Origin of the sequence: Escherichia sp. KCJ4928 (assembly GCF_004352695.1) — a bacterium.
Taxonomy (GTDB): domain Bacteria; phylum Pseudomonadota; class Gammaproteobacteria; order Enterobacterales; family Enterobacteriaceae; genus ECMA0423.
This window is the reverse complement of record NZ_SJWV01000119.1, coordinates 1-12,765: the sequence shown is the minus strand read 5'-3', so window position 1 is coordinate 12,765 and position 12,765 is coordinate 1. Positions and strand designations below refer to the sequence as shown.

The window sequence follows — 12,765 nt, the reverse complement described above, 5'->3', positions numbered from 1 at the left end:
TTCTTAATTATTTGCGGTAATTCTTTATTCATTCCTCGGTTATTACGTCATATTCAGAGCAATCCTGGTATTAGTGTCACCAATTTCATCTGGCGATAATCCTGAAATGTTATGAACAGTTCGAGCAAACTGCTTTTACCTGCTGCGGGTTAGTGCTAGTATGAAAAAGTGAGTCCTGTCCCGATTCCTTCCTAATTGTAATTTTTCGTAATAATGCGATGAAAACCTGCAAAGAGTGGCTTATAGTTAAGCTAACAAACGAGAGGGCAAGTCCAGGTCAGTAAGTTTTTTCCATCCCGAAAGGTGTCCGTTAGTTCAACCGCTAAGAAGGGGACGCGTTATGGATGAATACTCACCCAAAAGACATGATATCGCACAGCTTAAGTTTCTCTGTGAAACCCTGTATCATGACTGCCTTGCAAACCTTGAAGAAAGCAATCATGGCTGGGTTAACGACCCAACCTCGGCGATCAACCTCCAGTTGAATGAACTGATTGAGCATATTGCGACCTTCGCACTTAATTACAAAATTAAGTATAATGAAGACAATAAGCTCATTGAGCAGATCGACGAATATCTGGATGACACCTTTATGTTGTTCAGTAGTTATGGTATTAATATGCAGGATCTTCAGAAATGGCGGAAGTCAGGTAATCGACTATTCCGTTGTTTTGTCAATGCGACGAAAGAGAATCCTGCGAGTTTATCTTGTTAGAATTATTACAACCATGGGTAGAAGTATGTCCGAAAAACCTTTAACGAAAACCGATTATTTAATGCGTTTACGTCGTTGCCAGACAATTGACACGCTGGAGCGTGTTATCGAGAAAAATAAATACGAATTATCAGATAATGAACTGGCGGTATTTTACTCAGCCGCAGATCACCGCCTCGCCGAATTGACCATGAATAAACTATACGACAAGATCCCTTCCTCAGTATGGAAATTTATTCGCTAATAAATAATTCGCTTTCGGAGCTATAACCGGCTGTTTATTAAGAATTTTATACTTTTCACCATGAAGACATACCCTATGTGATCTTTATCACACAGATGTAATGGGAACGTTCTCTTCACTGACTTTTCGTCTTACTGTGTTGCCGCATTTTCAGCAACCGGAGGTCAGTAATGAGCACAGAAAAAGAAAAGATGATTGCTGGTGAGTTGTATCGCTCGGCAGATGAGACGTTATCTCGCGATCGCCTGCGCGCTCGTCAGCTTATTCACCGATACAATCATTCCCTGGCGGAAGAGCACACATTACGCCAGCAAATTCTCGCTGATCTATTCGGTCAGGTGACAGAGGCTTATATTGAGCCAACGTTTCGCTGTGACTATGGCTATAACATTTTTCTCGGTAATAATTTTTTCGCCAACTTCGATTGCGTGATGCTTGATGTCTGCCCTATTCGCATCGGTGATAACTGTATGTTGGCACCAGGCGTTCATATCTACACGGCAACACATCCCATCGACCCTGTAGCACGTAATAGCGGTGCTGAACTGGGGAAACCCGTCACCATCGGTAATAACGTCTGGATTGGCGGACGCGCGGTCATTAACCCTGGTGTGACCATTGGTGATAACGTCGTGGTAGCCTCAGGTGCAGTTGTCACAAAAGATGTCCCGGACAACGTTGTCGTGGGCGGTAATCCAGCCAGAATAATTAAAAAATTGTAATCGGTTTTTCGCAACTGTTATGCAAAATTGTGGTAAATCTGTTACTTCCCCTCTACTATTCCCACGTTAAAATAGGGTGTTCCCTGGAAAGTTGCAGATACCACGAAGGCAAACGATGACCGAAATACAACGCCTGCTGACCGAAACGATTGAGTCTCTGAATACCCGCGAAAAACGCGACAACAAACCCCGCTTTAGTATCAGTTTTATCCGTAAACATCCGGGGCTGTTTATCGGTATGTACGTTGCTTTTTTTGCCACCCTGGCGGTGATGTTGCAGTCCGAAACGCTGTCAGGCTCTGTCTGGCTACTGGTTGTATTATTTATCCTGCTTAATGGTTTCTTCTTTTTCGATGTCTACCCACGCTACCGTTATGAAGATATCGACGTGCTGGATTTCCGCGTTTGCTATAACGGCGAATGGTACAACACGCGCTTTGTACCTGCCGCGCTGGTTGAAGCCATCTTGAACTCTCCGCGTGTCGCGGATGTTCATAAGGAACAACTGCAAAAAATGATCGTCCGTAAAGGTGAACTGTCTTTTTACGATATTTTTACCCTCGCTCGCGCCGAATCAACATCTTAAGTTAGGGTTACATACCAGGCGTAAAGCTCTGCGCCTGGTCAAATGACAATGATCGTTTCCACCCATCACTTCATGAAATACCAGCTCTACCTCCTTATCTCCTGCCAGCCTTTTTCCACAATCAGATATACTTTCCCTACACTGTGTTAATAAGGATATGCTGGTGAGAACACGACATCTGGTCGGCCTTATTTCGGGAGTACTGATTCTTTCAGTATTGCTGCCTGTCGGCTTAAGCATCTGGCTGGCCCATCAGCAGGTAGAAACATCGTTTATTGAAGAGCTGGATACCTATTCCTCCCGCGTCGCTATTCGGGCCAATAAGGTGGCGACACAAGGGAAAGATGCGCTGCAAGAGCTGGAAAGATGGCAAGGCGCTGCCTGTAGCGAAGCCCATCTCATGGAAATGCGTCGGGTATCTTACAGTTATCGCTATATTCAGGAAGTGGTTTATATCGATAACAACGTTCCCCAGTGTTCGTCTCTGGAGCATGAAAGTCCGCCCGATACCTTCCCCGAGCCAGGTAAAATTTCGAAAGATGGTTATCGTGTCTGGTTAACATCGCATAACGATTTAGGCATTATCCGTTACATGGTCGCCATGGGAACGGCACATTATGTCGTCATGATCGACCCCGCTTCCTTTATTGATGTCATTCCCTATAGCTCATGGCAAATTGATGCCGCCATTATTGGCAATGCCCATAACGTTGTCATAACCAGCAGCGATGAAATTGCTCAGGGAATTATTACCAGGCTACAAAAAACACCCGGTGAGCATATCGAAAATAATGGAATCATTTACGATATCCTGCCCTTCCCGGAGATGAATATTTCGATCATCACCTGGGCTTCAACGAAAATGTTGCAGAAAGGCTGGCATCGGCAAGTCTTTATTTGGTTACCGCTCGGGTTGGTGATTGGCCTGCTGGCAGCGATGTTTGTGCTGCGTATTTTGCGCCGTATCCAGTCACCGCATCATCGGCTGCAGGATGCTATCGAAAATCGTGATATTTGCGTGCACTATCAGCCGATTGTCTCCTTAGCCAATGGCAAAATTGTCGGTGCTGAGGCACTGGCGCGCTGGCCGCAGACAGACGGTAGTTGGTTGTCACCAGATAGTTTTATTCCGCTGGCACAGCAAACGGGCCTTTCTGAGCCATTGACGCTACTGATTATAAGAAGCGTCTTTGAAGATATGGGCGACTGGCTGCGTCAGCATCCACAGCAGCATATTTCGATCAATCTTGAATCCACCGTGCTCACCTCGGAAAAAATCCCGCAATTGCTGCGTGAAATGATCAATCACTATCAGGTTAATCCCAGACAGATCGCGCTTGAACTCACTGAACGCGAGTTTGCCGATCCGAAAACCAGCGCCCCGATAATTTCTCGCTACCGGGAGGCGGGCCATGAAATTTATCTTGATGATTTTGGTACGGGATATTCAAGTTTAAGTTATTTACAGGATCTGGATGTCGACATTCTGAAGATCGATAAATCTTTCGTTGATGCGCTGGAATATAAAAATGTCACGCCGCATATCATCGAAATGGCAAAAACACTGAAACTGAAAATGGTAGCGGAGGGAATCGAAACCAGTAAACAAGAAGAGTGGCTACGCCAGCATGGCGTGCACTACGGTCAGGGCTGGCTCTACAGCAAGGCATTACCGAAAGAAGATTTCTTACGCTGGGCCGAGCAACATTTGTGAATTTTTGGGCTGACGGCACGCCGCACAGCCCGTCACGCTACCTATTCGTCGATGATTGACTCGAATCCGCCATAGATCATTCGCTTGCCGTCAAACGGCATGGACTCGCCGAACTCTTTCATCCGTGGGTCCGACATCATCTTTTGATTAGCAGCGTCGCGGACCTCTTTTGAAGGGTATTCAATCCAGCTAAAGACAACCTCTTCATTCTCTTCCGCTTTCACCGCCATACGAAAATCGGTCACTTTGCCATCCGGTACATCGCTGGCCCAGCATTCGACAATACGAAGCGCGCCAAACTCTTTAAACAATGGCGCAGCCTTAGCGGCCATTTCCCGATAGGCATCCTTTTTATCGGCAGGAACGGCAACCACAAAACCATCAACATACTTCATCAGACATACCTCCGAAGCGTACTGCGCAGCCAGACAATTCTTGCGACGTCAGTTGTGGTTAAAGTTTAGCCATGTTGGTTTTTTTTGACGAAACGGTGGGAGGCAGAAATGGGTGGGGGCCCTGCCAGCTACATCCCGGCACACGCGTCATCTGCCTTGGCTGCTTCCTTCCGGACCTGACCTGGTAAACAGAGTAGCGTTGCGGGAGAACCAACAGAGCCCCCATTGAGAGCGTTGAGAACCAACGCGCAGGCGCATTATCACTGCTGCCCCGGCTAATTGCAACCCATCGCGTGCCAGATGCTGGTTTCTTGCGCAATGCGACTTCACTCGGGCGTTTTTCCAGATTATGCTGAAAAATTACCTCAGGAAGAAAAGATGGAAAAAGAAGATTCATTTCCCCAACGCGTCTGGCAAATCGTCGCCGCTATTCCCGAAGGCTATGTCACCACTTACGGTGATGTGGCGAAACTGGCGGGATCGCCCCGCGCCGCGCGCCAGGTGGGCGGTGTGTTAAAGCGTCTCCCTGAAGGCAGCACCTTACCCTGGCACCGGGTGGTTAATCGCCACGGCACAATTTCGCTAACCGGACCGGATTTACAGCGTCAGCGACAGGCATTACTGGCAGAAGGTGTGATGGTATCGGGAAGCGGGCAAATCGACTTGCAGCGTTATCGCTGGAACTACTAACCCTCTCCGGGCGGAGAGGGTTAACGTCGCTTAATATTGCGTAGGAGCTGGAACTGCCGAAGACGGATTCACCTGAGTTGGTGAAGTCGAAGGTACGGTAGTCGTTGCGCCACCGCTGGCCTGAACCGGCACGGCGGTTTGCTGTACCGGCACCAATGTCAGGTCGGCTTTAGTTCCGCCCTGGTTGATCACCGGCTGAACGGTATCGGTGATAAATACCAGTTTGTCATTCACGGTAATCGCCGCACTCAACAGAATACGCGCGTTCGGCTGAACATCTGCCGGGTTAAATGGCAGAACAAAGCTGAATGGTGACTGTTTACCTTCGGTACGCACCGCTTTCTGCGCCAGCACTTTTGACGGTGCATCGGCTAACGACGCGTCAGAAAGTGTCACGGTCAGCACAGCATCAGGCGGCAGTGCGACTTTCTGCCGGATCCAGACGGTACCGGAGACATTCGGTTGCTGGATAGCAGGTTGTTGTGTTGCTGAAATAGACGTATTTGCAGCCGGGGCTGGCGTCTGAATATCCGCGCTTTTATCTGCGCAAGCCGCCAACGCAATCGCAACCGCTAAACCACTGGCCATGTGCACGAGTTTCATTCATTTCTCCTTATTATCAATGCACCAGCGGGCTAACTTTCCTCGCCGGAAGAGTGGTTAACAAAATAGTAACGTCAACAAGTGTGGCACACATCACGCATTTCTGCCTGTAATTAGCCCGTAATTCAGACCATTGCACCCATCGGACCAGTAGCAAATTTGCGTTATACTCAACTCACTTTGGCTTGCTGCGGCAGCTTTGTTACTGGAGAGTTATATGAGTCAGGCGCTAAAAAATTTACTGACATTGTTAAATCTGGAAAAAATTGAGGAAGGACTCTTTCGCGGCCAGAGTGAAGATTTAGGTTTACGCCAGGTGTTTGGCGGCCAGGTCGTGGGTCAGGCCTTGTATGCTGCAAAAGAGACCGTCCCTGAAGAGCGGCTGGTACATTCGTTTCACAGCTACTTTCTTCGCCCTGGCGATAGTAAGAAGCCGATTATTTATGATGTCGAAACGCTGCGTGACGGTAACAGCTTCAGCGCCCGCCGGGTTGCTGCTATTCAAAACGGCAAACCGATTTTTTATATGACGGCCTCTTTCCAGGCACCAGAAGCGGGTTTCGAACATCAAAAAACAATGCCGTCCGCGCCAGCGCCTGATGGCCTGCCTTCGGAAACGCAAATCGCCCAATCGCTGGCGCACCTGCTGCCGCCAGTGCTTAAAGATAAATTCATCTGCGATCGTCCGCTGGAAGTCCGTCCGGTGGAGTTTCATAACCCACTGAAAGGTCACGTCGCAGAACCACATCGTCAGGTGTGGATCCGCGCAAATGGTAGCGTGCCGGATGACCTGCGCGTTCATCAGTATCTGCTCGGTTACGCTTCTGATCTTAACTTCCTGCCGGTAGCTCTACAGCCGCACGGCATCGGTTTTCTCGAACCGGGGATTCAGATTGCCACCATTGACCATTCCATGTGGTTCCATCGCCCGTTTAATTTGAATGAATGGCTGCTGTATAGCGTGGAGAGCACCTCGGCGTCCAGCGCACGTGGCTTTGTGCGCGGTGAGTTTTATACCCAGGACGGCGTACTGGTTGCCTCGACCGTTCAGGAAGGGGTGATGCGTAATCACAATTAAAAAAATAGCCGGAGGTGAAAACCGTCCGGCTGTTTTTTGCAGTGCTTGTTACGCGTTATAGGCATTCTCGCCGTGACTGTTGACATCCAGCCCTTCTCGCTCCTGCTCTTCCGGTACACGCAGACCAACCGTCAGATCCGCCAGTTTGTAGCCAATAAATGCCACCACACCGGACCAGACGATCGTAATGGCGATGCTTTCCAGCTGTACCAGCAACTGATGGCCCATCGTCACACCTTCAGCGAAGCCCACGCCACCCAGCGAACTGGCGGCAAAAATCCCAGTCATGATACAGCCGACAATGCCACAAACGCCGTGCACACCGAAGACATCGCAGGGATCATCCACCCGCAGCAAGCGTTTGAGCATAGTAACGCCCCACAAGCCCGCCAGACCAGCTACCACGCCGATAATCAACGCGCCGCCAACCCCAATGTAGCCACACGCTGGCGTCACGCCGACCAGACCGGCAATCGCGCCAGAACACGCTCCCAGCAGAGAAGGCTTACCACGCAGCGCCCATTCACCGAAGATCCAGCCAAGAATTGCCGCCGCCGTTGCGACCACAGTATTCACAAATGCCAGTGCCGCGATTTCATTCGCCGTGCCCGCTGACCCGGCGTTAAAGCCAAACCAACCAATATAGAGAATGGCAGTACCGGTGAAGACCATTGGCAGGTTGTGCGGTTTAAACGCCTCTTTGCCGAAGCCCACGCGTTTGCCTATCAGATACGCGCCCACCAGACCGGCGATTGCGGCGTTAATATGCACCACCGTGCCACCCGCGAAATCCAGCGCACCGTGAGAAGCCAGCAAACCACCGCCCCACACCATATGCGCAATCGGAATGTAAGAGAGCGTCAGCCATACCACCACGAAAATCAACACAGCTGAGAAGCGGATTCGTTCCGCCAGCGCCCCAACGATCAAGCCGACGGTAATGCAGGCAAACGAGCCCTGAAACGCCACGTGGATATACTGATAAATGCTGCCCATCACCGCCGTCAGTTCGATGTTTTTTAGCATCAACCAGTTAATGTTGCCGAAGAAGTTGTTGCCCTCACCAAACGCCAGCGAGTAACCGTAAACCACCCAGAGAATACAGACCAGTGCAAACGTCACCGTCACCTGCGTCAGCATCGACAGCACGTTTTTGCCGCGAATCAACCCACCGTAAAACAGGGCAATCCCCGGAATAGTCATAAACAGCACCAGCGCAGTACAAATCATCATAAACGCATTGTCGGCTTTATCGGCCACCGCAGGTGCAGCCATTACCAGTCCCGGCAGCATCGCCAGTGAAGCAAGCCCAGTTTTTATCGTCGCTATCTTCATTTTTCGTTCCTGTTGCTGTGTGCCAGAGATTACAGCGCCGCTTCGTCGGCTTCGCCGGTACGAATACGAATGACGCGTTGCAATTCAGCGACGAAGATTTTGCCGTCGCCAATTTTTCCGGTGTAAGCCGCCTTACTGACGATATCGATCACTTCATCGAGTTGGTCATCAGCAATCGCCACATCAATTTTTACTTTTGGCAGGAAGTTGACGCTGTATTCCGCCCCCCGGTACAGCTCGGCATGCCCTTTCTGACGCCCGAAACCTTTCACTTCGGTGACGGTCAGGCCCTGAATACCAATGGAAGATAACGCTTCACGAACGTCTTCCAGCTTGAATGGTTTGATTATCACGGTCACCAGCTTCATAGATCCCCTCCGGTCAGAATTCGGTAATGGTTCTGCTACACGAAGAAGGTATTGCAAGCGGTGTGCCAGAAATGAAAAACGAGAAAGAGAGCAGGAAGTTAAGAAGATTGAAAATGAAAACGCACTATGACAGTGCACAGTGCGTTACATTTTTGCACCAACGATGAAATATTGCGCTATTCAGGCGCTCAATGATTCTTCTTCACGCACGCTGGCTGCCAGCTCTTCGCCCGCAAGTTGCAGTTGATACATCTGCCAGTAGCGTCCCTGGGCCGCCAGCAGTTGCTGGTGAGTGCCCTGCTCCACGGCTTGCCCACGATGAAGCACCAGAATGGTGTCGGCATCAACAATGGTCGATAAGCGGTGAGCAATCACCACCAGCGTGGTATGTTCACGCACAGCCGCCAGAGCATGTTGAATCGCCTGTTCAGTACCGGAGTCAATGCTGGCGGTTGCCTCATCAAGGATCAGGATTTGCGGCGTCTCCACCAACACGCGTGCCAGTGCCAGCAGTTGCTTTTGCCCGACGGAGAGATTATTCCCCTGCTCGCCCAGCGGCGTATAAATACCATCACTCATGCTGCGCGCCAGCTCCGCCAGTTGCACGGTTTCCAGCGCCTGCCAGACGCGTTCTTCGGAGATATCACGCCCCAGCGTCACGTTGGCGAGGAAGGTATCCGCCAGCACCACCGGATCTTGCTGCACCATTGCCACGCCCTGGCGCAGCGCGCTGTGACTTAGCGAACTTAATGGACGACCATCAAGGCGAATCTCACCTTCCGTTAGCGGGTAATAGCCCATCAATAAACTGGCGAGGGTGCTTTTGCCACTGCCGGTATGCCCGACCAGTGCCACAAAGTTACGCGAAGGCACAGAGAGATTAATGTTCTTTAGCACCAGATTGTCATCGCGATAAGCAAATGACACGTTATCGACTTCGATGGTGCCACTCTGTAACGGGCGATCATCATTGCCATATTGCTGGCGCGGTCCGTCCATCAGTTCAAACACGCGCTCACCAGCAACAACAGCCTGTTGCAGCATCGCCTGTTGCGTGGTCAGTTCGATTAATGGTTCGTTAAGTCGCCCAAGATAGCTGATAAACGCATACAGCACGCCCACTTCAATGGTGCCGCTAGCGGAGAAGCCAAACAGCATCAACAAGCCACAAAGAATGAGCGATGAAAACAGACTCAGCAGCGGACGCAGCAGAAAACCGTCGAGGCGCAGGGTTTGCATCCTGGCCATATAGTGTGAACGACTGGCCTCCCCCATACGTTCGCCAAATCGCGCCTGCTGACGGAACTGCTGGATAACGCTCATGCCATTGATGATTTCGTTAAAGCCGTCGTTGATATCCGCTAGATAGGCGCGCACACGACGGACAATCGGCGTGCTGTAACGCTGGTATATCACCATTACCACCAGCACCACCGGGAAAATCATTATCGCCACCAGCGCCATTCGCCAGTCGAGGCTGAACATCGCCACCAGCATCGCGCCCACCAGTGCGGCGCTACGCAGGACAGTTGCCACTACGGTAACGTAGAGATCGCGGATCACTTCAGTGTCATTAGTGACGCGGGAAATCACCTGCCCGACGGGTTGGGTATCAAACTCGCTTAATGGCTGGCGCAATGCGGCATCCATCACGTCGGTACGCAACTGTTGCACTACGCCTACTGCCGCCCGATTAAACAGCAGCGACTGCGCGTAATGTAGCCCGGCGGCAAACAGTTGTAGCCCAACATACGCCGCAGCCAGCCCTGCAACCATTTTCAACGGCAGGTTATTTTTCGCTACCATATTGTCGATAAAATAGCTGATAAGCAGCGGCCCACTGACTTCTGCCGCTGCCGCAACCCACATCATCAGGACCGCAATCCCCAGCGGTTTACGCCACGGCGAACCGTACGCTAACAGACGCTTGAGAGTCGGCCACAGTTGGCTAAAACTACGCATCGACGGCCTCCTCGCGAATTTCCGGAGCGTCGTCGAGCGCCGCCTCCAGTTGTTGATAGCGATACATATCGCGATACCAGCCGCTTTGTTGCGCCAGCTCATCATGATTGCCACGCTGGGCGATATGTCCGTGCTGCATCACAATAATTTCACTGGCTTCCGTCAGTGCCGAAAGGCGATGGGCACTGATGATTACCGTTCTACCCTGTCCCCACTGACGCAGGTTATGCAGGATCTGGTGCTCTGTGCGTCCGTCCACCGCCGAAAGCGCATCATCAAGGATGAGGATTTCCGCGTTGACTAATAACGCACGAGCAATAGAGATACGCTGTTTTTGCCCGCCGGAAAGCATCACGCCGCGCTCGCCCACCTCTGTATCGTAACCTTGCGGTAAACGCAAAATATCGTCATGTACGCTGGCTAACCGCGCGACATGCTCAATCTCTTGCTGGGTGGCATTCGGGCAACCCAACGCGATGTTGTTCGCTACGGTGTCGGAAAAAAGGAACGGTGTCTGGCTAACTACCGCCAGGCGGCTACGCCAGCTATCGAGTTGTAACTTCGTCAGAGGAATATCATGAAAGCGAATATCCCCCTCGCTGACGTCGAAATGACGCTGAATGAGCGACAACAGGGTACTTTTGCCGGAACCAGTCGGCCCGCAGATACCCAGCATCTGACCGGGTTTCAGGGCGAAATTGACGTTTTCCAGCGCACGATGGTCAGTCTGCGGATACGTGAACTGGTGAATATTTACATCAAGTTCGCCACGCCCTTCCGGCACGGGTTCGCTACCATCGTTCACCACCGGCGCTTCCGCCAGCATCGCACGAATACGGCTGTACGCAGCACTACCACGTTCCACAATGTTAAACATCCATGCCAGCGCCAGCATTGGCCAAATCATCAGACCTAAATACATCATAAAACTGGTGAGCTGGCCCAGCGTTAAACTGCCCTGCACCACCATCCAACTACCGCCGCCAATCGCCAGCAAGTTCGCCATACCAATCGCGATATAGATTGTCGGGTCGAAACGAGCATCAATACGCGCCACCCGCATGTTTTTTTTGCCGGTATCTTCGGCATCCGCGGCAAATAACGCCGACTGGCGATCTTCCAGACCAAAGGCTTTGATCATGCGGATACTGGTGAGGCTTTCCTGGGTGCGGTCATTAAGACTGGAAAACGCCGCCTGTGCCAGCTTAAAGCGTTCATGCAAGGCATCGCCGTTGCGCTTAATCATGATCGCCATCACTGGCATCGGCAACAGGGCAAATAAGGTCAACTGCCAGCTAATTTGCGTAGACATCATAATCAACACAGCGCAGCCCATCACCAGTGAATCCACCAGCGTCAGCACCCCTTCTCCGGCGGCAAACACGACGCGATCGACGTCATTGGTCGCACGAGCCATGAGGTCACCCGTGCGATGACGCAGGTAAAACTCAGGATGCTGCCGGCTTAGCTGACGGTAATAATCTTCACGCAGTTCAACAGCCAGTTGATAAGACGCACCAAACAGCAATACCCGCCAGACGTAACGCAGGAAATAAACCACAACGGCAATCAGCACCATGGTGGCGATCCACATCAGGATCTGCCCGGTAGTAAAGTGTTGTTCTGTCACGCCATCGACAACAATACCAACCACTTTTGGCGGAACCAGTTGCAGCATCGCGATAATGACAAGCAAGGCGACAGCCCCGAGATAGCGACGCCATTCCCGACGGAAATACCAGCTTAATTGAGCAAATAATCGCACGCGTTGTGTCCTGACCTGATTCTGGATATTTATTCGATGGGTAAAGAAGTGGTGTATTTAATCTGTTCCATCGCGAAGCTGGAAGTGACGTCCGACAGCCCCGGCACGCTGTTTACCAGACGCTTATAAAACTCGTCGTAGCGTTTCATGTCGGCAACCTGGACGCGCATCAGATAATCGTATTCACCAGCCATGCGCCAGAACCCCAGCACTTCTGGCATTTCGGTAACCACCGTGACAAAGCGGCAATACCATTCGCTGCTGTGATGTTGCGTTTTTATCAGCACAAAGGCGGTCAGGCCGAGGCCTATTTTTTCCGGATCCAGCAGGGCGACTTTGCCGATAAGGATACCGTCGTCCTCCAGCCGTTTCAGGCGCTTCCAGCAAGGGGTGGTTGTCAGATTAACGGCTTCAGCCAGTGCCTGCAAAGAGAGGGTGCAATCCTGCTGCAGTAAGGCCAGCAGCTTACGGTCAATTTTATCTAACATAGCCCTTCCACAGAGAATTTTTTTCTCTTTTAATTCTATTTTAAAGGTGAAATCACGACAATTTATTCTGTGCGGTTTAAACACCACGGCACAAAATGAC

Annotated in this window: 14 protein-coding genes and 1 other RNA gene; 7 read left to right on the top strand and 8 right to left on the bottom strand. The window is 51.0% G+C overall.

The annotated features are described in order from the left end of the window. The first annotated feature begins 340 nt into the window (after positions 1 to 340). From tomB to pdeB, 5 genes are all read left to right on the top strand, one after another. Positions 341 to 715, top strand: coding sequence for an Hha toxicity modulator TomB (tomB, locus tag E0D98_RS16215; RefSeq protein WP_000344800.1), 375 nt, complete (start codon positions 341 to 343; stop codon positions 713 to 715). A 25-nt stretch (positions 716 to 740) separates the two neighbouring features. Beyond that, a complete protein-coding gene (locus E0D98_RS16210; RefSeq protein ID WP_001291435.1) occupies positions 741 to 959 on the top strand; it encodes an HHA domain-containing protein in 219 nt (72 codons plus the stop codon). Between the two features lie 170 nt (positions 960 to 1,129). Then, entirely contained in the window at positions 1,130 to 1,681 is a 552-nt protein-coding gene (maa, locus tag E0D98_RS16205; RefSeq protein ID WP_000102564.1) for a maltose O-acetyltransferase, read from the top strand. A gap of 115 nt (positions 1,682 to 1,796) precedes the next feature. Further along, the gene (locus E0D98_RS16200) at positions 1,797 to 2,267 is read left to right on the top strand and encodes a YlaC family protein (RefSeq protein ID WP_000136192.1); all 471 of its coding nucleotides are present in this window, start codon (positions 1,797 to 1,799) and stop codon (positions 2,265 to 2,267) included. A gap of 163 nt (positions 2,268 to 2,430) precedes the next feature. Next, the gene (pdeB, locus tag E0D98_RS16195) at positions 2,431 to 3,981 is read left to right on the top strand and encodes a cyclic-guanylate-specific phosphodiesterase PdeB (RefSeq protein ID WP_001299455.1); all 1,551 of its coding nucleotides are present in this window, start codon (positions 2,431 to 2,433) and stop codon (positions 3,979 to 3,981) included. Between the two features lie 41 nt (positions 3,982 to 4,022). Here pdeB and E0D98_RS16190 read toward each other — a convergent pair whose 3' ends face one another. Next, positions 4,023 to 4,376, bottom strand: coding sequence for a DUF1428 domain-containing protein (locus E0D98_RS16190; protein WP_000878140.1), 354 nt, complete (start codon positions 4,374 to 4,376; stop codon positions 4,023 to 4,025). Positions 4,377 to 4,495: 119 nt separating this feature from the next. After that, an RNA gene (ffs, locus tag E0D98_RS16185) (signal recognition particle sRNA small type) lies at positions 4,496 to 4,592 on the bottom strand. Between the two features lie 162 nt (positions 4,593 to 4,754). Between ffs and E0D98_RS16180 the strand changes: the two genes are divergently transcribed. Then, complete coding sequence (locus tag E0D98_RS16180) at positions 4,755 to 5,066, top strand: MGMT family protein (protein WP_000409911.1); 312 nt, start codon at positions 4,755 to 4,757, stop codon at positions 5,064 to 5,066. A gap of 30 nt (positions 5,067 to 5,096) precedes the next feature. On the opposite strand, the gene E0D98_RS16175 is transcribed toward E0D98_RS16180, so the two are convergent. Beyond that, positions 5,097 to 5,669, bottom strand: coding sequence for a YbaY family lipoprotein (locus E0D98_RS16175; protein ID WP_000779831.1), 573 nt, complete (start codon positions 5,667 to 5,669; stop codon positions 5,097 to 5,099). A 217-nt stretch (positions 5,670 to 5,886) separates the two neighbouring features. Between E0D98_RS16175 and tesB the strand changes: the two genes are divergently transcribed. Then, positions 5,887 to 6,747: an acyl-CoA thioesterase II gene (tesB, locus tag E0D98_RS16170; protein WP_000075876.1), complete on the top strand. Its 861-nt coding sequence runs from the start codon at positions 5,887 to 5,889 to the stop codon at positions 6,745 to 6,747. Between the two features lie 48 nt (positions 6,748 to 6,795). Here tesB and amtB read toward each other — a convergent pair whose 3' ends face one another. From amtB to decR, 5 genes are all read right to left on the bottom strand, one after another. Further along, positions 6,796 to 8,082 carry an ammonium transporter AmtB gene (gene amtB / locus E0D98_RS16165; RefSeq protein ID WP_000685029.1) on the bottom strand — a complete coding sequence of 429 codons (1,287 nt, stop codon included), beginning with the start codon at positions 8,080 to 8,082 and terminating at the stop codon, positions 6,796 to 6,798. 29 nt (positions 8,083 to 8,111) lie between these two features. Then, complete coding sequence (gene glnK / locus E0D98_RS16160) at positions 8,112 to 8,450, bottom strand: P-II family nitrogen regulator (protein WP_000780338.1); 339 nt, start codon at positions 8,448 to 8,450, stop codon at positions 8,112 to 8,114. Positions 8,451 to 8,630: 180 nt separating this feature from the next. After that, on the bottom strand, positions 8,631 to 10,412 hold the full coding sequence (locus E0D98_RS16155) for a SmdB family multidrug efflux ABC transporter permease/ATP-binding protein (protein ID WP_001256174.1): 1,782 nt from the start codon (positions 10,410 to 10,412) through the stop codon (positions 8,631 to 8,633). Beyond that, positions 10,405 to 12,177 (bottom strand): SmdA family multidrug ABC transporter permease/ATP-binding protein, encoded by a 1,773-nt coding sequence (locus E0D98_RS16150; RefSeq protein WP_001235588.1) that lies wholly within the window; start codon positions 12,175 to 12,177, stop codon positions 10,405 to 10,407. Before E0D98_RS16150 ends, E0D98_RS16155 begins: the two co-directional genes overlap by 8 nt. Before the next feature lie 29 nt (positions 12,178 to 12,206). Next, a complete protein-coding gene (gene decR / locus E0D98_RS16145; protein WP_000884589.1) occupies positions 12,207 to 12,665 on the bottom strand; it encodes a DNA-binding transcriptional regulator DecR in 459 nt (152 codons plus the stop codon). Positions 12,666 to 12,765: the final 100 nt, after the last annotated feature.

What these genes read in the sequence shown, in the direction of transcription:
- E0D98_RS16210 (WP_001291435.1), top strand. Translation starts at nt 741, where the DNA reads ATGTCCGAAAAACCTTTAACGAAAACCGATTATTTAATGCGTTTACGT.
- E0D98_RS16200 (WP_000136192.1), top strand. Translation starts at nt 1,797, where the DNA reads ATGACCGAAATACAACGCCTGCTGACCGAAACGATTGAGTCTCTGAAT.
- amtB (WP_000685029.1), bottom strand. Translation starts at nt 8,082, where the DNA reads ATGAAGATAGCGACGATAAAAACTGGGCTTGCTTCACTGGCGATGCTG.
- E0D98_RS16180 (WP_000409911.1), top strand. Translation starts at nt 4,755, where the DNA reads ATGGAAAAAGAAGATTCATTTCCCCAACGCGTCTGGCAAATCGTCGCC.
- E0D98_RS16190 (WP_000878140.1), bottom strand. Translation starts at nt 4,376, where the DNA reads ATGAAGTATGTTGATGGTTTTGTGGTTGCCGTTCCTGCCGATAAAAAG.
- decR (WP_000884589.1), bottom strand. Translation starts at nt 12,665, where the DNA reads ATGTTAGATAAAATTGACCGTAAGCTGCTGGCCTTACTGCAGCAGGAT.
- tesB (WP_000075876.1), top strand. Translation starts at nt 5,887, where the DNA reads ATGAGTCAGGCGCTAAAAAATTTACTGACATTGTTAAATCTGGAAAAA.
- glnK (WP_000780338.1), bottom strand. Translation starts at nt 8,450, where the DNA reads ATGAAGCTGGTGACCGTGATAATCAAACCATTCAAGCTGGAAGACGTT.
- E0D98_RS16175 (WP_000779831.1), bottom strand. Translation starts at nt 5,669, where the DNA reads ATGAAACTCGTGCACATGGCCAGTGGTTTAGCGGTTGCGATTGCGTTG.
- tomB (WP_000344800.1), top strand. Translation starts at nt 341, where the DNA reads ATGGATGAATACTCACCCAAAAGACATGATATCGCACAGCTTAAGTTT.
- E0D98_RS16155 (WP_001256174.1), bottom strand. Translation starts at nt 10,412, where the DNA reads ATGCGTAGTTTTAGCCAACTGTGGCCGACTCTCAAGCGTCTGTTAGCG.
- maa (WP_000102564.1), top strand. Translation starts at nt 1,130, where the DNA reads ATGAGCACAGAAAAAGAAAAGATGATTGCTGGTGAGTTGTATCGCTCG.